The organism is Asanoa ishikariensis, from assembly GCF_900107455.1.
Classification (GTDB): domain Bacteria; phylum Actinomycetota; class Actinomycetes; order Mycobacteriales; family Micromonosporaceae; genus Asanoa; species Asanoa ishikariensis.
Map to the genome: position 1 here is coordinate 81484 of NZ_FNQB01000003.1, position 21333 is coordinate 102816.

Consider the following 21333-nt stretch of genomic DNA (forward strand, 5'->3'; position numbering starts at 1 on the left):
GCCTGCGCGACCGGGGTTCTCGACGGGCCTGAGCCACGTGCCGCGCCGCGACCGTGGGTGCATGACAACCCCCACCGCAAGCGCCGAGCGCAACGTCGTCCAAGCCGTCGCCAACGAGGAGCTTCGAGTGCTCTACCAGCCCATCGTGCGGATAGCCGACCGGGCTGTCGTGGCCGTGGAGGCCCTGGTGCGCTGGGAGCACCCGGAGCACGGGCTGATCACCCCGGACCAGTTCCTGCACACGGCCCACCGCGACGGGCACATGCCGCTGCTGGATCGTTGGGTCCTGTACCGCGCGTGCAGCGACCTGAAGTCGCTCGGGGCCGCCGCGCCCGAACACCTCAACGTCAACCTCTCCGCACCCACACTGGCGTCCGACTTCACCGAGCTCGTCGGCACCGCGCTCCAGCGGGCGGGGCTGCCCGCGCGGCGGCTGCGGCTGGAGCTCTCCGAAGGCGCCGACCTGGACACCCTCACCCAGGCCGGCCCGCGCCTGCAGAGCCTGATCGAGCGCGGCGTCGGTGTCGCCCTCGACGACATGGGAGCCGGGTCGACCGACCTGCGCTACCTCTCCAAGCTGGCGCTGCACGAGATCAAGATCGACAAGCAGTTCGTGGCCGGCATGCTGGACAACCCCCGCGACCACGCCATCGTCACGCTGCTCACCAACCTGGCCCACGGCCTGCGCCTGCACGTCACCGCCGAGGGCGTCGAGACCGCGGAGCAACTGGCCGCCCTCGCCCGGATCGGGGTGTCGTACGCGCAGGGCTTCCACCTGGCCCGCCCGCTGACCCTGGCCGAGCTGACCGCCTCTCTCTAGCGCTGGCGACGGTCCGTGCTCGACCTGACGGTCAGCACCGGTGTCAGGAGCGTCGCGGCGGGCGGCGGAGGGCCTGCGAGCTTCGCCATCAGCAGTGCCACCGCCTGCTTTCCGATCTCGTCCGCCGGGATCGACACCGAGGACAGGGCCGGCCGGGTACGTTCGGCGACCTGGTCCGGGCAGATCGCGATCACCGACATGTCGCGGGGGACCCGCCGGCCCAACGACGGCAGCAGCCGCATCACATGGTCGACCGCCGCCTCGTTGTGCACCACGATGCCGGTCGTGTTCGGGTGGCGCCGCAACAAGTCACGCAACGTGGTGGCCACCGACACCTGGTCCTCCTCGCACGGCCACGCGACACCGGACACCTCCGCCTTCTCCACCGCCGCCAGGAAACCGGTCCGGGTGCGGTGGGCGAAACCGGTCCCGCGGGTGTAGACCACGGCCGGCGCACCGAGCAGGGCGACACCGCGGTGGCCGAGCGCGACCAGCTCCTCGACGCAGCGGGCGCCGGCGCGGTGGAAGTCCAGGTCGACACAGGTCAGCCCGCTCGGGTCGGCCGGAAAGCCGATCAGGACGCTCGGCCGGCGCAGCTCACGCAGCACCGGCACGCGCGGGTCCGACAGTTCGACGTCCATGACCACCACGCCGTCGACCATGGAGCTGTCGGCGACCCGGCGCAGGCCGTCCGGCCCTTCGTCGGCGGTCATGATCAGCACGTCGTGGTCGTGGCCACGGGCGCCGGTGACCACGGCGGTCATCAACTGCATGAGGATCGGCAGGTGCATGCCGGTGCGCAGCGGCAGGACCAGGGCGATCACGTTGGCCCGCCGGCTGGCCAGCGCCCGCGCGCCCGCGTTGGGCTGGAAACCCAGCGTCGCGATGCTGGCCAGGACCCGCTCGCGGGTGGCGGCGGAGATGGCGCGCTTGGCCGACAGGACGTACGACACGGTGCTGACGGCCACCCCGGCGTGCTGCGCCACGTCGGCGATCGTCACCAGGTCGGGACGTTTGGCGGTCATGCGCGGAACTCGAGTCCGGCGACCCGGGTGCCGGCCGCTCCCAGCACGAGGTAGAGGTCGTGCACCGCGCCCGGGTGGACAAGCTCTCCACTGACCTCTGTCCGGCCTGCCGGCACCTCGAGGTCGGCGGCGACGAGGCCGGAGATCGGGTCGTCGAGCCGGACGGTCACCCGGGTTCCCCCGGGCGGCGCGGCGACGCGGACGACCACCTGCCGGGCCGCCGACGCGAGGTCGACGTCGTGGAAGGCCAGCCACGAACCCACCCCGGTCGCCAGGACCGCGTCGCCGCGCTCGGGCGTCTCCGCGGTCAGCACCGTCCCCGACTCGGCGTCCCGGTCCGCGGCCCGCAACGGCACGCGCAGCGGGTCGCGGGCACCGATCCGCTCGCCACGCACCCGCAGCGAGGTGACCGCGGCGGCGTCGAGACACGACCGTCCGACCCAGACGGTGTGCTCGGCGTCCTCGACAACCGGCCGGGTGTCCCAGATCGCGAGGTCCTGCGCGCGCAGCGTCAGCGTCACCGTCTCGCTCGCGCCAGGCGCGAGTCGTAACCGCCGGAATCCGCGCAGCCGGCGCAGCGGCTGCTTCACCCGCGAGGAGCGCTGTTGGCTGTAGAGCTGCACGACCTCTTCGCCAGGACGGTCACCGACGTTGCGCACGTCGACGCTGAGCTCCACCTGCCCGTCGGGGCCGACGGTACCCGCGCACCGCAGATCACTGTGGACGAAGCGGGTGTATCCGAGTCCGTGACCGAAGGGGTAGAGCGGCACGCCGCGGAAGTACTGGTACGTGGCGTCGGCCGAGATGATGTCGTAGTCGAGCAGATCCGGCAGCGCGGTCGCGTCGGCGTACCAGGTCTGCGGCAACCGCCCGACCGGCTCCGCCGGCTCGCCGTCGGCGGTCCGGCCCAGCAGCACGTCGGCGAGCGCGGCGCCGAACTCCTGCCCGCCGTGGGCCGACCACAGCACCGCCGCCACCGGGCCGATCGCGTAGGGATATCCACTCACCAGCAGCAGAACGGTGCGCGGGTTGGCGGCCTGGACCGCACGCAGCAGCGCCGCCTGAGCCGGTGGCAACGCGAGGTCGGCCCGATCCTGCGTCTCCCGGCCGCCGACCATCGGATGACTCCCGAGCGCCACGATGACCACGTCGACGTCCCGCGCGGCCGCCACGGCCGCCTCGATGCCGTCGCTGACCAGGTCGACCTGGAACGGTGTGGCCAGGTCGGCGGTCAGGGCATCGGCGCGCAGGACGCCGTCGGCGGCGACGGTGACCCAGCGGTCGGCCGCGAGCGAGCGCAGCACGGTGCCGTCGGGGCCGGTGGTCGCCTCGAACGTCTCGCGGACCACCCACTCGCCCGGCCCGGGACGGTCGTTGACCAGCACGCCCTGCTCGTCCGCACGGACGTAGCGACCGTTGCTGACTGCCCGCAGGGTGATCGCGTCGCTGCCCCAGTCGAGGACGTCGAAATGCGCCGCGTCACCCTCGTCCGTGACCCGGAGCGTCCCGCCGTCGGTGCGGACCCCGCCCCGCGCGGTCACCAGCGCGACGCGGTCGGCGCCTTCGGCGCAGCGCACCGAGCCGAGGCGCTCGGCCAGCCCGGCCACGGCGGTGACCGCGTACGGCAGCGAGCCGCTGTACCAGTCGAGCAGCACCGTGTCGCCGAGCGGGCCGACGACGGCGACGCTCTGCCCGGCCCGGATCGGCAGCACCCCGTCGTTGCGCAGCAGCACGATCGCGCGCCGGGCGGCCTCGCGGGCCAGCCTCTGGTGGTCGGGACAGTTGACCACCTCGGTCGTGACCGCGGCGTACGGGTTGCGCTCCGGCGGGTCGAACTCGCCGAGGCGGAGCCGGACACCCAGGACGCGGGTGACCGCCCGGTCGACGTCGGCCGGCTCCACCAGCCCACGCTCCAGCGCCTCGGTGATCCGGCGGATCGTCGGCACGGGATCGGCGCCGTCCTCGGTGAAGCAGTCGACACCGGCCCGCAGCGCCGCCGCGAAGCCGGTGACCTGGTCTGGGTGGGTGCCCTGCTCGCCGGCGAGGTTGCTCGCCGCCCCGGCGTCGCCGACGACGAGGAGGTCGTCGCTCGTCCATTCGCGCAGCGTCCCCAACAGCGGGCTGACGTGCGCGGGACGACCGTTGACCAGGTTGTACGAGGCCATCACGGCTCCGGCGGCGCCCGCCTCGATCGGGGCACGGAACGCCGGAAGCTCGTACTCGTGGAGGACCCGTGGCGGAAGGTCGCTGGAGGTCAGGTGCCGGTCGGTCTCGTTGTTGTAGCCGAGGAAGTGCTTGAGCGTCGGCACGGTGCGCAGATAGGTGGGGTGATCACCCCGCAGGCCCGAGGCGTACGCGGTGCCGAGCACCCCGGTCAGCCAGGGGTCCTCGGCGTAGCCCTCCTCGTTGCGGCCCCAGCGCGGGTCGCGCAGCGGGTTGACCACCGGCGCCCACACGTTGAGGCCGACACCCGGGTCCTTGCGGTGCATGCCGCGGACCTCGTCGCCGACCGCCGCACCGACCCGGCGCACGAGGTCGGGGTCCCAGGTCGCACCCAGCCCGACGGCCTGCGGGAAGACCGTCGCGATGCCGAGCCAGGCCACGCCGTGCAGCGCCTCCGTGCCGGTCTTGAACGCCGCGATGTCCAGCCGGGGGATCGCCGCCTGGTGCTGATGCAGCAACGCCACTTTCTCGGCGACGGTGAGCCGGGCGACCAGGTCGGCCAGCCGCACGGCCGGCGATGCGTCCGGGTCACGGAAAGGTTCGTCCATAAGTCGTGCTCTCCTCCCGAGGGCCTGCGGGCAGGCGTCATCGCGGGTGGTCGAAGCGCTTCGACAATGGTGCTTAAAGAACTCCGTCGGCCCGGACACGTGAATGTCTCGACGGAGTCATCCCGAGGCTGACAGTGTGGCCACCCACAGTCAAGAGGTAGCCGGGAGCGCGCCTTCTTCGAGACGTGCGAAGGCGAGGGCGGCGCCGCCGAGGGCGACGGCGTTCGGCTCCACGGTGGACGGCGCGACGACCGGACGGCGGCCGAGTCCTGCCGTCGCCGCGGGCACCAGCCATGGCGCGAGCGGGGCGAGTACGCCGCCGAGCAGGACGACCTCAGGATCGAGCACGTCCGCCAGCGTCTGGACGGCGACGCCGAGCCGGGCGCCGGCCGCGGTCAGCGCTCCGACGGTGGTCGCGTCACCGGCCTGTGCCAGGGCGACGATCCGCTCGACGGCGGCACCCCAGTCCGGCACGTCGACCTCGCCGAGCACGCCGCGGACCAGGCCCGGCAGCCCGAGGTCGAGGTCCAGGCACCCCCGCCGGCCGCAGGCACACTCGGCACCGCCGGGGTCCACGACGAGATGCCCGACCCGCCCGCCCCGCAGCGGCCGGCCGTCCGCGATGATCCCGGCGGTGACGCCGATCCCACCGTGCAGGTGGACCAGGTCGGTGCAGCCCGGGCGTTCGCGCTGGTCCGCGAGTGCGGCCAGGACGGCCGCGGGCTCGACGACGACCTCGAACGCCGGATCGTGCAGGCTTCGGTTCAGCAGCGCGGCCAGGCCCTCGACCGCGCCTTCGGGTGCGCCGAGCGTGAGGCCGAGCACCGTGCGGCCCTGGCCGGTCACCTTGCCGACCACGCGGGCGGCCAACGCCGCGACCGCCGCGACGGTGCGGCCGGGTGGCGCGTCCGGCCCTGGCGCCGCCCGGCGCCAGGTCAGCAGGCGGGTGCCGGTGAAGTCGACCGCGACCGCGTTGAGGTGGTCGGCCGCGATCTCGATGCCGATCGCCGCGTACGGCCGGCCTTCGAGCGTCAACATCGTCGCGGGCCGGCCGATCCGGCTGCCGACCAGGCCCGACTCGCGGAGCAGCCGGCGCTCGATGAGCTCGGTGACGAGGCTGGACACGGTCGCCTTGTTGAGTCCCGTCGCGGTGGCGATGTCCGCGCGTGAGCACGGGGCGTGCACGCGGACATGCCGCAGGACGAGGGCCAGGTTGGTCGCCCGCACGTCCATCAGGTCGGCAGGCCGGGTCGCGGTCACGGGTGCAACTATGCCGCACCCGACGGCCGTACCGTCATCGTCTCTTGTGGTGGTTCTGACCGTCGTCTATTTTGTTTGGCTACAAGCCAAACTAAATCCGGAGAGGAGCGCGCCGTGAAGGTCGACACGGGCGCCACCACCAGCAGGCGGGCCTTTCTGGGCCTGGTCGGAATAAGCGCCACCGCGGGGCTCCTGGGCGGCTGCGGTGACAAGGCCGCCCCGGGCGGCGCCACCCAGAAGCTCGACGCCCTCGCCGGCGTCCTGCCCGAACAGGGCGCACTGCCGGCGGGCATCCCGAAGCCCGACGTCATCAGCACCCGCCCGGTCGCCGACGGCTACACGCGGTTCCCCAGCGCCCTGGTCGACGCGATCTCGCAGCAGCCCGGTGCCGGTGGCAAACCCGTCACCGCGATGACCCCGGCCTGGGGTCCGGCGCCACCCAGCGGGGCGAACAACAACTACCTGACGGCGATCAACGCGAAGCTCGGGACGCCGGTCGAGTTCAGCGTCCAGGACGGCAACACGTACGCGGAGAAGCTCGGTGCGATCCTCGGCGCCCGCGACGTGCCGGACCTGCTCTGCGTGCCGGGCTGGGAGGTCGCGAAGCTGGCGCGCTTCTCGGACGCGGTGAAGGCGCTGTTCGAGGACCTGACCCCGTTCCTGTCCGGAGCCGCGGTCAAGGCCTACCCGATGCTCGCGACCCTGCCGACGGGTGCCTGGCGCAACGCGTGCTGGAACGGCCGGCTGATGGCCGTGCCCAACCCGACCGACAACCCGTTCCCGTACACCCTCTTCTATCGCAAGGACCTGCTCAAGGGGCCGGCACCGACCTCGATCGACGAGCTGTACGCGACCGGCAAGGCGGTCACCGACGCGCGCAAGGGTGTCTGGGCGTTCGACAACATCTTCGCGATGGTCCAGATGTTCCACAAAGCCCCCGGCAGCAAGGACGGGTGGCGGCGGCGATCCGACGGGACGCCCGAGTTCAAGTACGAGACGCCCGAGTTCCGCCAGGCCGCCGAGTTCATGGCCAAGCTCTACGCCGAGGGTCTGGTGCACCCGGACGTCGTCGCGAGCCGGGGCGCCGACGCCAAACAGCTCCTGCAGAGCGGGAAGATCCTCTTCAAGCAGGACGGCATGGGAATGTGGCAGCCCATGCAGGCCGAGCAGCAGAACGTCACGCCCGGCTTCGAGGTGGCGCCGGTGCCGTTGTTCGCCGTCGGTGGCGGCAGCCCGCTCGCGTGGGGCGACGACGAGCCGATCTCGTACACCTTCGTCAAGAAGGGTCTCGGCAAGGAACGGGTCGAGGAGCTCCTGCGGCTCGTCAACTGGTGCTCGGCGCCGTTCGGCACCAACGAGTACAACCTGCGGGAGTTCGGCGTCGAGGGCAAGCAGCACACCCGCGGGCCGGATGGCCCGGTCAAGACGGACCTCGGCTTCAAGGAGATCCAGAACCAGTACTTCTTCATCAGCGGCCGGACCCCGGTCGTGCAGCCCACACCGCAGACGCCGAAATACGTGCCGGACATGCTGGCGTACGCGAACGCCTCTGTCGCGCACCTCGAGAAGGACCCGTGGGACGGTCTCAAGTTCGAGATGCCGGCGAAGTACAAGGCCGGGCTGGTGCCCTCGGACGACCAGATCAACGACATCCTGCGCGGCCGCCGGCCGTTGGCCGACCTCGACGCGGTCGTCAAGGAATGGCGGGCGAACGGTGGCGACGAGGCCCGCGACCTGCTCGGCAAAGCGTTGGCCGACAACGGGCGATGACCCGGACAGGTACGACCCGGCGGCGCGCGCCGTTGCGGGCCAGGCTGCGGCGCGACTGGCCGCTGCTGGTGATGGTCCTGCCCGGCGCGCTGCTGCTGCTGGTGTTCCACTACGTGCCGACCCTCGGCAACGTGGTCGCGTTCCAGGACTACAACCCGTACCTCGGCGACAGCGCGCTGCAGGCGCTGGTCAACAGCCCCTTCATCGGTCTCGACAACTTCCGCGCCCTGTTCGCGACGCCGGCGTTCTGGGACGCGCTCTGGAACACCCTGTCCATCACCGCTTTCCAGCTCGTGTTCTTCTTCCCGTTGCCGATCGCATTGGCGCTGCTGCTCGACAGCGTCCTGTCGAGGCGGGTGCGCACGCTGGTCCAGACGATCGTCTACTTGCCACACTTCTTCAGCTGGGTCCTGGTCGTCACGTTCTTCGTGCAGATGCTGGGCGGGGCCGGACTGCTCGCCCAGGAGCTGCGCCAGGCGGGCATCTCCCCGCCGGAGATCATGACCAACCCGGACACGTTCCTGCTCCTGGTCACCGCCGAAGTCGTCTGGAAGGACGTCGGCTGGGGCACCATCGTCTTCCTGGCCGCACTGTCCACGATCGACCCGCACCTCTACGAGGCCGCCGCGGCCGACGGCGCCGGACGGTGGCGGCGGCTCTGGCACATCGCCCTGCCCGGGCTGCGCCCGGTCATCGTCCTGCTGCTGATCCTGCGGCTCGGCGACGCGTTGTCGGTCGGCTTCGAGCAGTTCCTGCTGCAACGTGAGGCGGTGGGCCGTCAGGCCGCCGAGGTGCTCGACACGTTCGTCTACTACCACGCCATCACCACCGGGGACTACGGGTTCGGCGCCGCGGCCGGGCTCTTCAAGGCGGCCGTCGGGCTGGTGCTGATCCTGCTGGCCAACAAGCTCGCCCATCTGTTCGGGGAACGGGGGGTCTACTCGCGCTCATGAGACCTGTCTGGGAGGAGAAGCCCGGCGTCGCCGGCCAGGCCGCGAAGGGAACGGTGCTGACCGCCGTCGTGCTGGTCGTGCTGGTCCCGCTGTGGGTGGCACTGGTCACCAGCCTGTCCTCGCGCGCGACCATCAATGCCGCCGGTGGCCTCGTGTTCGTGCCGCGCGGGATCGACATGTCCGCCTACCGGATCATCTTCGCGGGCGGGCAGATCAGCCAGGCACTGTGGATCAGCACGCTGGTCACCGTGTGCGGCACCCTGGTGAGCCTGCTGGTCACCATCCCGGCCGCGTACGGCCTGTCCCGCCCCGGCTCGGTCGGCCATCGCGGTCTGCTGTTCTTCTTCCTGCTGACCTTCCTGATCTATCCGGGACTGGTCCCGAGCTACCTGGTGGTGACCGGTGTCGGCCTCAAGGACAGCCTCTGGGCGCTGATCCTGCCCAGCGCGATCAACGTCTTCAACTTCGTCGTCGTACGGGCGTTCTTCCAGGGACTGCCCGCCGAGTTGCTCGACAGCGCCCGGGTCGACGGCGCCGGGGAGTTCCGCATCCTGTGGCGGATCGTGCTGCCCCTGTCGAAGGCGGTCGTCGCGGTGGTCGGGCTCTTCTACGCCGTCGGCTACTGGAACGTCTGGTTCTCGGCGCTGCTCTACATCGACGACAACGAGAAGTTCCCGATCCAACGCGTGCTACAGACGTTCATCCTGGCCGGCCAGACGCCGCAGACCTCCGGCACTGCGGTCGGCACGGCGCTGCCACCGACCCTGGCCATCAAGATGGCGGTCGTCGTCGTGACCGTCGCACCGATCGCCGCCGTATACCCCTTCGTGCAACGCCACTTCACGCGCGGCGTGATCCTTGGCGCCGTCAAAGGCTGACGGCGGTGTTCTACGGCGGCGACTACAACCCCGAGCAGTGGACCGCGCCGGTGTGGCACGAGGACATCGCGCTCATGCGGGCGGCCGGGGTCACGCTGGTCACCGTCGGCGTCTTCGCCTGGTCGGCACTGGAACGCGCGCCGGGCCGGTACGACTTCGGGTGGCTCGACACCGTCCTGGACGGGCTCGCCGACGCCGGCATCCGCGTGGCCCTGGCCACGCCCACGGCCGCACCGCCACCCTGGTTCAGCCGGCGGCATCCGGAGTCGCTGCCGGTCGGACCCGACGGCGTGCGGCTCAGCCCCGGCAGCCGGGACACCTACTGCGCCAGCGCACCCGCGTACCGGGCCGCGGCTCGCCGCATCGCTCTGGCTCTGGGTGCGCGCTACGGGGGTCACCCCGCGCTGGCACTGTGGCGGGTGCACAACGAGTACGGCACGACCTGCTACTGCGACCTGACGGCCGCTGCGTTCCGGGCTTGGCTGCAGCGGCGCTACGGCAGCCTTGACGCTCTCAACGACGCGTGGACGACGGCCTTCTGGAGCCAGCGGTACGGCGACTGGGAGCTCGTTCTGCCGCCCCGTCGAACGCAGTACCTGGCCAATCCGACGCAGGTGCTCGACTTCCGCCGCTTCACCTCCGACGAACTGCTCGACGCGTACCGGGAGCAGCGGGACGTGCTTCGCGCCGCGGCCCCGGGCATCCCGGTGACCACGAACTACGTGCTCGGCGACTGGGTCCCGGTCGACCACGTCCGCTGGTCGAGGGAGGTCGACCTGGTCGCCGTCGACCATTACCCGTCTTCGTCCGGACCGTCGGCCGAGGAGGAGGCCGCCTTCCTCGCCGATCTCGCCCGCGGCTGGTCCGGGGACAAGGGTTGGCTCCTGATGGAGAGCGCGCCCAATCTCATCTACACACCCGGCCGGATGCACACCAAGGAGCCCGGCCGGATGACCCGCCAGGCCCTGGCGGCGGTCGCGCGAGGCTCGCGCGGCGCGATGTTCTTCCAATGGCGGGCGTCACGGGGAGGAGCCGAGCTCTTCCACTCGGCCCTGGTGCCACACGCCGGCACCGACAGCCGGGTCTTCCGCGAGGCGCTTGCCCTTGGCCCGACCCTGGCCCGGACGACCGAAGTGCTCGGTGCCGCTGTGGAAGCCCGGGTCGCCGTCGGCTACCACGAACCGTCCGCGTGGGCGCTGGCCGCGACCGTGCTGCCGTCGGACGCGGTCGACCACCGGGCCGAGGCCCGGCACGCCCACCGCGCACTGTCCCGTCTTGGCATCACCTGCGACGTGGTCGGCGACCTCGACGACCTGTCCCGCTACGCCGTCCTCGTGCTGCCCTGCTGGTACCTGCTCACCGACTCACAGGCCGCCGAGCTGACCGCGTGGGTCACGGGCGGCGGCCGGCTAGTCGTGACCTACCTGTCCGGCGTCGCCGACGAGCACGCCCGCGTGCGGCTCGGCGGATATCCAGGAGCGCTGCGTGAACTGCTGGGGGTGCGGGTCGAGGAGTTCCACCCGCTGGCCAGCGGCTGGAGTGAGACCGTGCACTTGGCCGGCGCTGTCGCCACGGTCTTCTATGCGGGCGGCGGCCCCGCCGTCACGCGGCACCGCGTCGGGTCCGGCGACGCGTGGTACGTCTCCACTCGGTTGGCCGACGACGCCTACGCCGACCTGCTCGGTGCGATCGCGACGGAGGCCGGCGTGGCGCCGGTCCGACCACGTCCACCGGCCGGGGTGGAGGTCGTCCGACGCACGGCGGGCGACCGGAGCTGGCTCTTCGCGATCAACCACGGCGAGATGCCGTACGACCTGCGCGCCGAGGGAATCGATCTCCTCACCGGCGAAACCGTCACCTGGAACACGGTCCTTCGGCCCGGCGCGGCGATGGTCGTACGGGAAGCGTCGGCATCCGCCAGATCGGCCCCGGGCGTCGGGGACTAGGCTCCCGCCGTGGCCAGGTATTTCGACGTACATCCGGACAACCCGGCGCCGCGGACGGTCGGCCAGGTGGTCAGCCTGATCGACAGCGGCGGGCTGGTGGCCTATCCCACGGACTCGCTCTACGCGTTCGGCTGCCGGCTCGGCAACGTCGACGGCATCGACCGGATCCGCCGCATCCGCCACCTCGACAGCGGCCACCACTTCACGCTGGTCTGCCGGGACTTCAGCCAGCTCGGCCAGTTCGTGCAGATCAACAACGCCCGCTTCCGGGCGGTGCGGGCCGCGACGCCGGGCAGCTACACGTTCATCCTGCCGGCGACCAAAGAGGTGCCTCGGCGGTTGCAGCACCCGCGCAAACGTACCGTCGGCGTCCGGATCCCGGACCACGTCGTGGCGCAGGCGCTGCTCGCCGCCCTGGGCGAGCCGCTGGTGTCGAGCTCGCTGCTCCTGCCGGGCGACGAGGAGCCGATGACCCAAGGCTGGGAGATCAAGGAACGGCTCGACCACGTGGTGGACGCGGTCGTCGACTCCGGTGACTGCGGCACGGTCCCGACCACGGTGATCGACTGGAGCGACGACGAGCCGGTCATCCTCCGCCGGGGCGCCGGCGACCCCGCCCGCTTCGAGTAGGCCCTCAGGCCTTCAGCGCGGCTTTCCGGGCCTTGAGGAACGCGTGGGCTCCGGTTTTCTCGCTGGACCAACCCCACGGCAGGTCGCTCATGTAGGGCCCGATCGCCGCGATGACGGCCTTGTTGTCGGCGTGCCGATCGGCCCGCCAGAGCGCGTAGGCGAGCTGGTTGAGGTCGTCGTACCAGCAGCCGTGCCGGCGGGCCGGCCGGGCGAACCAGCGGTGGAGCGCGGCGTCGAGCTCGGCGTGCAGCCCCGGGTCGCGCCTCCAGTGGCCGGTCTGGGCGACCGACTGCTTCAACGTCAGCTCCCGCCTCATCATCCACATGTCCCATTCGGCGGTCGCCTTCAGCGGCAGCACCTTCAGCGGCGATCCGTCCGGCGCGGTGGCGGCGGCCTCGCGGGCGAAGGCGAACATCTCCTCGTGGGAGCCGTGCCACTTGTGGCACAGGTACATGAGCTTGAAGTTGTGCGCCTCGACGTGGCCCGGCTCCCGCATCACGACCTCCGACCAGCAGCGCTCGAGCTGGTCGCGTGGCGCGTTGAGCGCGGTCGCGAGGATCAGGCGGTGCACCCAGGGCAGCGGGTCGGCCTCGGCCAGATGGGCGGCCCGGTCGTAGAGCGGCACCGCGAGCACGAGCAGGCGGTGGAACTCGGAGACGGCGTCGGCGCCGACGGTGGAGGCCCAACCGCCGCCGCGCACCTCCCAGGCCCGGCTGATCAATGACCGGCCCCGCACCAGCAACGCGTCCGGGTTGCCCGGCTCGGCCCGCGCCCATGCGTCGACCCAGGTGGCGTCCTCCACCGGCCCAGGGGCGGCCGGAGCACCGTTGACCGTCGCCTCCGACAGCACCCACACGTAGCGGGCCCGCCGGTCCTCGTCGCCGGCGGTCGTGGCCAGCAGATCGCGGGCCACCGCCCAGTCACCGCCGGCCACGAGGTCGTCATGCGCCTTGCGCAGCGCGTCGTCGTCCTGCGCCGGATGTGCGTCGAACACGATGTCAGGAGCGGCAGCGGCGCGTTTGAAGAGACCCACGGGCGCGCACACTACCAACGGATGCGCGCCCGCAGGGGGCGGTCAACCCGCCGTCAGCACGATCTTGCCGCGCAGGCCGCCGGCCTCGACGAGGCGGTGGGCCTCGGCCGCTTCGGTGAGCGGCATCGTGGCCGCGACCCGCGTGCGCAGCGTGCCCGCGGCCATCAGCCCCACCAGGTCGGCCAGCACGTCCCGGTCGAGGTGGATGAGCTGGAGCTGTTGGCGCACCTTGCGATCGGTCGGCGGCGTCGGTCGTGTGGTCACGACGACGCCCTCGTCCGCGACGGCGGGGAGCGCCGCGTCGCCCAGCGGGATCGCGTCCAGCACGGCGCCCGCCGGGCCGACCGTGGCCAGGTCGGTCGTTCGCGCGATCACCTCGGCCGCGCCGAGGCTGGCGACCCACTCCTCGTCGTCGTGGCTGGCGCCCCCGAGCACGCGGTGACCCCGTTGGGCGGCGAGCTGCACGGCGAACCCACCGACCCCGCCGCTGGCGCCGGTGACCAGCACCGTCGAGGCCTCCTCCAGCGACAGTGCGGCCAGGGCCTGGTGTGCGGTGACCGCGTTGAGCGGCGCCGTGGCCGCGGACACGAGGTCGAGCCCGGCCGGCACCGGGACGAGCCATCCCGCGTCCGCCGCGACCAGCTCCGCGTAGCTGCCGGGCGTCCCGCGGGTCAGGTACCAGGGGATCATCCCGACGACGCGGTCGCCGACCTGGAACTCGGTGACCTCCGCGCCCACCGAGTCCACCTCGCCCGCGACGTCCCAGCCGCACAGGAAGGGCGGCGGCACCGGGCCGCCGGGGATCATCCCGATGCGGGCCGCGATGTCGGCGGGCTGCACGCAGACCGCCCGCACCCGCACCACGACCTGCCCCGGTCGCGCGACCGGATCGGGAAGTTCGGCCACCTTCAGCACCTCGGGTCCGCCCGGTGCCGTGACGATCACTCCATACATCGGTCCAGTATGGAGACAGGCTCACGTCTACGAAAGACGTACGTCGCTCAGCTCTAGCAGTGCGGTCGGTCGCGGTTCCTCGGCGTCCCGGTCCGGCGGCCGCATCGGGTCGAAGCCGCGCAACGGGCCGAAGTCGATGCCGGTGCGCGCTTCGGCGTCGCTGACCTGGATCTGGTACGTGCGGTACGGCCCGAGCGGCGGTTGCTCAGCCTCGCGCTCGAGCGCGTCGAGCAACTCCGTCTGTGCGATCAGGTACGCGGTGGCGTGCACCGCCTCCGTGGTCGCCACCGCGACGACCTTCCAGTACGCGCGCGGGATGCGTACACCCCGGTAGATCGGGTCGTCGGGGTGGAAGATCGGTCCGGTGTAGACATTGGCGCGCAGGCGGTCGTCGGCCACGGCGGAGAGGATGTAGTCCTCGAGCCCTTGCCACGTGGCATTGTTCTGGTTGAAGTCGCGGTGCTGCGGCGCGCAGTTGGTGTAGTGGTAGGTGTCGGCGACCGCCGCGGTGGCCTCCGCACGCGTCTCGCCCCAGAGCATGTCCGCGCGGCGGTTGAGGTGGCCGCGGTCGAGGTCGTTGCCCGAATAGAGGGCGTTGCCGGCCTGTGCGGTGGCCGGCAGGCGCGGGTCGAGACTCCAGCGGTCGCTGGACGGGACCTGCGCGAAGCGGCGGCTCCCGTCGACGTTGGCGGCGACGAAGACGGCCAGGCGGCGCGAGACGTGCATGACCACCGAGAAGTGGTGGTAGCGCAGGGCCGCGCCCGCGTCGGCCTCGACCAGGGGCAGCGGCAGCGCCAGGCCGAGGAACTTGTCGTCGAACCCGGGCCTGGACGCGTAGTCGGGGTCGATGCGCAGTGCGCGTGGTTCGAGCGCGGTCATCCTCTTCATGCCAGTGGTCCCTCCTCGATGCGGGCGGCCGAGTCGTCGCGCCACCAGCCGAGCGCCTCCACCCACCAGGTCAGACCGGCGTCCGCGTACGGCGTGATGTGCTCGCGCGCCGACGCCGCCTCGGTCGCGCCCTCTGCGGCGACCTCGAACCGTTGGCCGGCGAGGCCGCGCACGAACGACGTGGCCGCGGCGACCTCTTCGACGGGCGAGTTGCGCGTGTGGTGGCCCTCGAACGTCGCCAGCACACCGTCGAAACGTGCGGCCCGCCGCAGCCCGACCCGCCGCGGCCAGCGGCCACCGCACCAGATCGGGATGTCGTCGACGCCCCACTCCGCCCAGAGCCGTTTCAGCGTGTCGAGGCGGTCGTCCAGCGCCTTTCCCCGCGTACGCAGGTCAGGGTCGAGCCCGAAGTCGGTGTATTCCTTGTCGAACGCTCCGATCGTGGCGAGCACGGTCAGCCGACCGCCGGAGAGCGCGTGGATGGCCGCGGTGTCCTGGGCGACCTCCTGGACCTGCCGGCGGGGGAGCACCACGGTGAGAATGATCCGGATGCGCGAGGTGCGCGCCGCGATGGCCGCCGCCGCGACGGTCGGGCTCGCGACCGGCCAGCCGGGCTCGTCGGACAGCAGATGGTCCCAGAGTTGCACGCCGTCCCAGCCGTGGCGTTCGGCGCTGACCGCCAGGTCGGTCAGTGTCCGCACGTCGCCGAACTCGCCGACCGTCGGCAGCCCGACGGCGAACTTCAGGTCCATGGACGAACGCTGTCACGCCCGGGCGACGATGCCAAGTCGCATCTTCGGGCTTCTATCATCCCGACATGGTGGTTCTCGCGACCAAGCTGTTCGCGCCGGCCCGGCGCGCGCGGTTGGTCGCCCGGCCCCGGGTCACGCAGCGGCTCGACGCCACGCTCGACGCGGGCAACCGGTTGACCCTCGTGTCGGCGCCGGCCGGCTTCGGCAAGACCACCGTGCTCGGCGACTGGCTCGCCGGCCTCGAACAGCAGGTGGGTTGGCTCTCGCTGGACGACGGCGACAACGACCCGGCCCGGTTCCTGGCGCACCTGCTGGCCGCGCTCGCGCGAGCCGGCCTCGACGTCGACGCGGCGATCACCGACCTGACGTCGCTCGTCAACGACATCGTTCGGGCCGGTGCGGAACAGGGTGCGCGGTGGATCGTGGTCCTCGACGACTACCACTGCATCGTGGCGGCCGAGGTCCACGAGTCGGTGACCTTCCTGCTCGACCACCTCCCGCACCAGGTCCGGCTGGTCATCGCGACCCGCGCCGACCCGCCGCTGCCGCTGGCCCGGTTGCGCAGCCGTGGGCAGCTCACCGAGGTGCGCGCCGCCGACCTGAGGTTCACCCCGGCGGAGGCGGGGGAGTTCCTCAACCGGGTCATGGCGCTGGACCTCACCGCCGGAGACGTCGCGGCGCTGGAGGACCGCACCGAGGGTTGGGCCGCCGGTCTGCAGCTCGCCGCACTGTCCCTGCGCGGTGTCGCGGACCGGGCCGAGGTCGCCGGTTTCATCGCGGCGTTCACCGGTAGCAACCGGTTCGTCATCGACTACCTGGCCGACGAGGTGTTGGCCCGCCAACCTCCGGAGGTACGCGACTTCCTGCTCCGCACCGCCGTCCTCGACCGGCTCACCGGCCCGTTGTGCGACGCCGTCACGGGCGGCACCGACGGCACGCGGACCTTGGCGGACCTCGAACGCGACAACCTCTTCGTCGTGCCGCTCGACAACGACCGCTCCTGGTACCGGTACCACCACCTGTTCGCCGACGTGCTCCGCGCCCGCCTGCTCGCCGAGAGCCCCGAACCGCCGGCGCGCCTGCACGAGCGGGCCAGCGCCTGGTTCGCCGCACACGGGCTGGTCGCGGACGCGGTCCGGCACGCACTCGCCGCGGCGGACTTCGCCCGGGCCGCCGTCCTGATCGAACAGGCGCTGCCCGAGCTGCGCCGGGCCCGGCAGGACACCCTGCTGATGACCTGGATCCGATCCCTGCCCGAGCCGATGATCCGCCGCAGCCCGGTCCTGAGCATCGTCTCCGGCTGGTCGCGCTTGATGGCACGTGATCTCGACGGGCTCACGTCGCGGCTCGACGACGCCGAGTCGGCGCTGGCGGCCGGCGCGCGTGACCCTGACCTCGCGACCACCTGGGCCGACACCGAGGACCTGCGGACGGCGCCGGCGACCATCGCGGTCTACCGTGCGGCGCTGGCGCAGGCCCACGGCGATGTCGACGGCACGGTGCGCGAGGCCCGGCATGCCCTGAGCCTGGCCGGCCCGGACGACCATTTCGTACGCGGCGCCGGCGGCGGCTTCCTCGGCCTGGCCGCCTGGGCGGCGGGGAACGTGCAGGAGGCACTGTCCACCTTCGCCGCCGCCGTCCGCAGCCTGCACGCGGCGGGCAACGTCGTCGACGAGTTGGACAGCACGGTGGTGCTCGCCGACATGTGGATCGCCGCCGGCCGGCCGGGTCAGGCCCGCCGGCTGCTCGAGGAGGCGCTGCGGACCGCTGTCGCGGGCGGACCGCCGTACCCCCGGGCGACCGCCGATCTCCATGTCGGTCTGGCCGATCTCGACCGGGAGTTGGACGACCTGGCGAGCGCCGAGGCGCACCTCGAGTCGGCCCGCGCGCTCGCCGAGAAGGCGTCCATCACGGAGAACCAGCACCGTTGGTACGTCGTCATGGCCCAGGTCCGCGCCGCGGCCGGCGACTACGACGAGGCGGCGCTCCTGCTCGACCAGGCGGCGGCGCTCTATCGGCGCGGGTTCTATCCCGACCTGCGCCCGATCGCCGCGCTGAAGGCGCGAATCCAGATCGCCGGCGGTTCCCTGGGGGCCGAGGGGTGGGCCGCGCAGGTCACCCTGGACGACGAGCCCGACTACGCGCGTGAGTACGAGCACCTGACGCTGGCCCGGCTGCTGCTCTTCCGCCGCTCGTCGATCCCCGCGGTGCTGGCTCTGCTCGACCGCTTGCACGCCGCGGCGGTGGCGGCGCGGCGGGACGGCAGCGTGCGGGAGATCCGGGTACTGCAGGCGTTGGCGCACCAGGCGGGTGGCGACCTGCCCGAGGCGCTCGCCGCGCTCGAACGAAGCTTCGACACGCCGGAGCCGGCCGGCCAGGTCCGCCTGTATCTGGACGAGGGCGCACCGATGGCGGCTCTGCTGGGGCGCGGCGGCGAGCTCGCCCGGGCCTTGCTCTCACGCCGGACCACCGTCGTCGAGCCGGGCCTGTTGAGCCACCGGGAACTGCAGGTCCTGCGGCTCCTCGACAGCGGACTGACCGGGCCGCAGATCGCCCGCGAGCTGTTCGTCACGGTCAACACCCTGCGTACCCACACCAAGCGCATCTTCACCAAGCTCGACGTGACCACCCGGGCGGCGGCGGTGCGGCGCGCCCGGGACCGCGGGCTTCTGTAGGTCACATCGTCGGTCACATCATGTGGTGACGCGCGGTCACCCGGTCCGCTCCTAGGTTTCGGGACATGCAATGGGCAGACCTGAAAGAGGAGCGGACATGACCATCACACCCACCACCCTGAGCCGGGCGGCCGGCGTAGCAGCCGTCCTGGCCGGACTGATCTTCGTCGGTGTCCAGATCGGGCACCCTCACTCCGACGTCACCTCCGTCGGGACGACCGAGTGGGCCGTGCGCAACTCGCTCAAGGTGCTCATGGCCGCCCTGGCCCTGGCCGGCATCACCGGCATGTACCTGCGCGGGGTGACCCGGATCGGTGTGCTCGGCCTGGTCGGTTACCTCGTGCTCGCCGTCGGCTACCTCTCCATCGTGAGCACCGCCTTCATCTCCGCGTACGTGCTGCCGGCGCTCGCGGACACCAACCCCGGCTATGTCAACGACGTGCTCGCGGTGGGGACGAACGGCACCGCCGAGGGCGACATCGGCCTCCTAGGCGGCATCATCCGGGTGCAGGGCTTCGCCTACCTGGCCGGCGGCCTGATCTTCGGCATCGCGCTGTACCGGTCGCGGGTCCTCGCCCGCTGGGCCGCCGCGCTGCTGGCCGTCGGGGGCGTGGTCACCGTCGTGCTCGCGATCCTGCCGGACGCGTTCTACCGGCTCCTGGCCTTCCCGAACGGCATCGCGATGATCGGCCTGGGCTGCGCGCTGTGGCGTGCCGGCACCACGACCGCATCCGCACCGGCCGGCGGTCACCGCGCGGTCGTGACGGCCGATGCCGAATGAACCCGCGCCACTACGAGCTCCGGGTCGAGGGGCACCTCGACGAGCGCTGGTCGGCCTGGTTCGCCGGGCTGACCGTCGTCCACGAAACCGACGGCACCACCATCCTGCGCGGCGCCCTGACCGATCAGGCGGAACTGCACGGAGTGCTCGCCAAGGTCCGCGACCTCGGCACCCCGTTGATCTCGCTCACGACGATCGAGGCTACCGATTGATCGGAACGGGCCAGGTTGTCGCTTCAAGGTTTTTACGATGACCCGATGGACGACTTTCCGCGGATGGCAGCCGAGACCGACCGGATCGAGCCGGCGCCGCGACGGCTGCGGGCCGTCCTCGGCGGCGAGCAGATCTTCGACACGACGGCGGCCTTGTACGTGTGGGAGGCGCCGTACTACCCGCAGTACTACGTCCCGCTGGGCGACGTCGTGTCCCGGTTCCTCGTCGACGAACAGCACGAGCAGCACCTGAAGCGCGGCACCGCGCGGCGCTTCGGGCTGACGGCCGGCGGCCAGGAACGACCGGGAACGGTGTGGGTCTTCGGCGCGGACGCGCTGACGGGCCTGTCCGGGTACGTGCGCTTCGACTGGGCCGCGTTGGACGCCTGGTACGAGGAGGACGAGCGGATCTTCGTCCACGCGCGCAACCCGTACGTCCGGGTCGACGCGCTGCGCTCACACCGGCACGTGCGCGTCTCGCTGAACGGCGTCGTGCTCGCCGAGACCACGACGCCGGTGCTGGTGTTCGAGACGGGCCTGCCGACGCGCTACTACATCGACCGCGCCTCGGTCCGATTCGCCAACCTGGTCCGCACGGAGACGGAGACGGCCTGCGCCTACAAGGGCACGACGAGCGACTACTGGTCGCTGGCGGGCGGCGGCGACGCGGAGTCGGACATCGCCTGGTCCTACACCTTCCCGACCCGGGCGCTGTCGCCGATCGCGGACCTGGTCGCCTTCTACAACGAGAAGGTCGACATCCACCTGGACGGCACGCTGCTGGAGCGCCCGCGGACCCATTTCGTCCGCTAGCTCGTCAGCAGGGCGCCGATCCGGTTCGCGACCGTCTCGGCGGAGTTCACCTCCGTCGTCGTCCGGCCGCGGGTGGTGGCCACCGCTATGGCGATGTCCTTGCCCGGCAGGTAGGTCTGCACCGCCGAGTATCCGGCCAGCGACGGCTTCTGCAGGATCCAACCGTTCTGGACGATGACGCCGAGCCCGAAGTGATGCTGCTGGGTCTGAGGCACGCACAGGGTCGCGGGGCAATCCTTCGTCGGCCCGCCCAGGCCGACCGTGCCCGGGTTGAGCAGTTCGCGGAACGACTTCGCCGAGATCAGCCGGCCGGTGCCCACGGCCCTCGCCGAGACCGCCAGATCACAGATGTTCGAGGTGAGGATCGCGCCGTCCGCCGTGCTCCAGGACGGGTTCCAGTAGGTCGCGTCCTCGAAGAACCCACGCTCGATGGTGTAGCTGTGCAGGACCGGCCCCGGGATGACCGCGCTGGTCTCGCTCACGGTCGCCGACAGGCGCAGCGGGTTCAGGACCTGCCGGCGCAACAGTTCCTTGAGCGGCGTACGCGTGACGCGCTCGAGGATCTGGCCCAGGATGATGAAGTTGGCGTGGGAGTAGCTCCAGTTCGTGCCGGGCTCGTACCACGACGGGCGATCCAGGGCGAGGTCGAGCAGCTCCTGCGCGGTCCAGTGCCGGAACGGGTCGGCGTAGAGGCGTTTGACGAACGGCGCGTAGCTCTCGAAGTCCGGGTAGCCGGACGTGGTGCTGCCCAACATGCGCAACGTGACCTTGTCGGCCTGGCGAAGTGCGGGGAACCAGCGCGCGATCGGGTCGTCGAGCGAGACGACGCCCTTGTCGACGAGCTGGAGCAACACCAGATTCATATACGCGATGCCGACAGATCCCGCGCGGAAGCGCATGTCCGTGGTCGCGGGCACGTCGGCCATCGACTCGCCCACCGCGGCCGTCACGACCTCCCGCCCGCGGACCGTCACGCGTACGACGGCCGCGCTGAGGTCGAGGTCCCGCCGCACCGACTCGGCGACGCCGACGATCCGCGCCGCCGTCCCGCGCGGCTTCGCGGTCGCGACACATCGTGCGCTCTCGACGGCCCCGGCCGGCCCGACCCAGCCGCCGGCGGCGACCAGGACGGCAATGATCACCATGGACAGCGCGATGCGTCTCATTTGGCC

The 21333-nt window shown here is 71.7% G+C and carries 18 protein-coding genes; 10 read left to right on the plus strand and 8 right to left on the minus strand.

Features of this window, described 5'->3' with window-relative positions:
* The first annotated feature begins 61 nt into the window (after window positions 1-61).
* On the plus strand, window positions 62-820 hold the full coding sequence (locus BLV39_RS24470) for an EAL domain-containing protein (protein ID WP_090797970.1): 759 nt from the start codon (window positions 62-64) through the stop codon (window positions 818-820).
* Here the strand turns inward: BLV39_RS24470 and BLV39_RS24475 are convergent.
* The 3 genes from BLV39_RS24475 to BLV39_RS24485 form a co-directional block, all read right to left on the minus strand.
* Window positions 817-1845: a LacI family DNA-binding transcriptional regulator gene (locus tag BLV39_RS24475; protein WP_090797973.1), complete on the minus strand. Its 1029-nt coding sequence runs from the start codon at window positions 1843-1845 to the stop codon at window positions 817-819. The genes BLV39_RS24470 and BLV39_RS24475 overlap by 4 nt on opposite strands.
* Entirely contained in the window at window positions 1842-4616 is a 2775-nt protein-coding gene (locus BLV39_RS24480; RefSeq protein ID WP_090797976.1) for a glycoside hydrolase family 3 protein, read from the minus strand. The genes BLV39_RS24475 and BLV39_RS24480 overlap by 4 nt, the downstream gene beginning before the upstream one ends.
* A gap of 150 nt (window positions 4617-4766) precedes the next feature.
* Window positions 4767-5876 (minus strand): ROK family transcriptional regulator, encoded by a 1110-nt coding sequence (locus BLV39_RS24485; RefSeq protein ID WP_239083495.1) that lies wholly within the window; start codon window positions 5874-5876, stop codon window positions 4767-4769.
* 114 nt (window positions 5877-5990) lie between these two features.
* Between BLV39_RS24485 and BLV39_RS24490 the strand changes: the two genes are divergently transcribed.
* Genes BLV39_RS24490 through BLV39_RS24510 form a run of 5 tightly spaced genes read left to right on the plus strand, consistent with a single transcriptional unit; the run spans window position 5991 to window position 12053 of the window.
* Window positions 5991-7646: an extracellular solute-binding protein gene (locus BLV39_RS24490; RefSeq protein WP_239083494.1), complete on the plus strand. Its 1656-nt coding sequence runs from the start codon at window positions 5991-5993 to the stop codon at window positions 7644-7646.
* Entirely contained in the window at window positions 7643-8599 is a 957-nt protein-coding gene (locus BLV39_RS24495) for an ABC transporter permease (RefSeq protein ID WP_090797979.1), read from the plus strand. Before BLV39_RS24490 ends, BLV39_RS24495 begins: the two co-directional genes overlap by 4 nt.
* Entirely contained in the window at window positions 8596-9477 is an 882-nt protein-coding gene (locus tag BLV39_RS24500; RefSeq protein ID WP_090797981.1) for a carbohydrate ABC transporter permease, read from the plus strand. Before BLV39_RS24495 ends, BLV39_RS24500 begins: the two co-directional genes overlap by 4 nt.
* Window positions 9478-9482: 5 nt before the next feature.
* Window positions 9483-11423: a beta-galactosidase gene (locus tag BLV39_RS24505; RefSeq protein WP_239083493.1), complete on the plus strand. Its 1941-nt coding sequence runs from the start codon at window positions 9483-9485 to the stop codon at window positions 11421-11423.
* Window positions 11424-11432: 9 nt separating this feature from the next.
* On the plus strand, window positions 11433-12053 hold the full coding sequence (locus tag BLV39_RS24510) for an L-threonylcarbamoyladenylate synthase (RefSeq protein WP_090797984.1): 621 nt from the start codon (window positions 11433-11435) through the stop codon (window positions 12051-12053).
* A gap of 4 nt (window positions 12054-12057) precedes the next feature.
* On the opposite strand, the gene BLV39_RS24515 is transcribed toward BLV39_RS24510, so the two are convergent.
* Genes BLV39_RS24515 through BLV39_RS24530 form a run of 4 tightly spaced genes read right to left on the minus strand, consistent with a single transcriptional unit; the run spans window position 12058 to window position 15680 of the window.
* Window positions 12058-13086 (minus strand): DUF4034 domain-containing protein, encoded by a 1029-nt coding sequence (locus BLV39_RS24515; protein WP_176985063.1) that lies wholly within the window; start codon window positions 13084-13086, stop codon window positions 12058-12060.
* Between the two features lie 42 nt (window positions 13087-13128).
* The gene (locus BLV39_RS24520; RefSeq protein ID WP_090797989.1) at window positions 13129-14040 is read right to left on the minus strand and encodes an NADP-dependent oxidoreductase; all 912 of its coding nucleotides are present in this window, start codon (window positions 14038-14040) and stop codon (window positions 13129-13131) included.
* A 27-nt stretch (window positions 14041-14067) separates the two neighbouring features.
* Window positions 14068-14928 (minus strand): DNA/RNA non-specific endonuclease, encoded by an 861-nt coding sequence (locus BLV39_RS24525; protein WP_090797991.1) that lies wholly within the window; start codon window positions 14926-14928, stop codon window positions 14068-14070.
* Complete coding sequence (locus BLV39_RS24530) at window positions 14925-15680, minus strand: LLM class flavin-dependent oxidoreductase (RefSeq protein WP_090797993.1); 756 nt, start codon at window positions 15678-15680, stop codon at window positions 14925-14927. The genes BLV39_RS24525 and BLV39_RS24530 overlap by 4 nt, the downstream gene beginning before the upstream one ends.
* 65 nt (window positions 15681-15745) lie before the next feature.
* Between BLV39_RS24530 and BLV39_RS24535 the strand changes: the two genes are divergently transcribed.
* From BLV39_RS24535 to BLV39_RS24550, 4 genes are all read left to right on the plus strand, one after another.
* A complete protein-coding gene (locus BLV39_RS24535; protein WP_090797995.1) occupies window positions 15746-18355 on the plus strand; it encodes a winged helix-turn-helix domain-containing protein in 2610 nt (869 codons plus the stop codon).
* Window positions 18356-18452: 97 nt separating this feature from the next.
* Entirely contained in the window at window positions 18453-19136 is a 684-nt protein-coding gene (locus tag BLV39_RS24540; protein WP_090797997.1) for a hypothetical protein, read from the plus strand.
* Window positions 19133-19348, plus strand: coding sequence for a hypothetical protein (locus tag BLV39_RS24545; protein WP_090797999.1), 216 nt, complete (start codon window positions 19133-19135; stop codon window positions 19346-19348). The genes BLV39_RS24540 and BLV39_RS24545 overlap by 4 nt, the downstream gene beginning before the upstream one ends.
* 45 nt (window positions 19349-19393) lie before the next feature.
* On the plus strand, window positions 19394-20161 hold the full coding sequence (locus BLV39_RS24550) for a DUF427 domain-containing protein (RefSeq protein ID WP_090798001.1): 768 nt from the start codon (window positions 19394-19396) through the stop codon (window positions 20159-20161).
* On the opposite strand, the gene BLV39_RS24555 is transcribed toward BLV39_RS24550, so the two are convergent.
* Window positions 20158-21327, minus strand: coding sequence for a serine hydrolase domain-containing protein (locus BLV39_RS24555; RefSeq protein WP_090798004.1), 1170 nt, complete (start codon window positions 21325-21327; stop codon window positions 20158-20160). The genes BLV39_RS24550 and BLV39_RS24555 overlap by 4 nt on opposite strands.
* Window positions 21328-21333 lie beyond the last annotated feature (6 nt).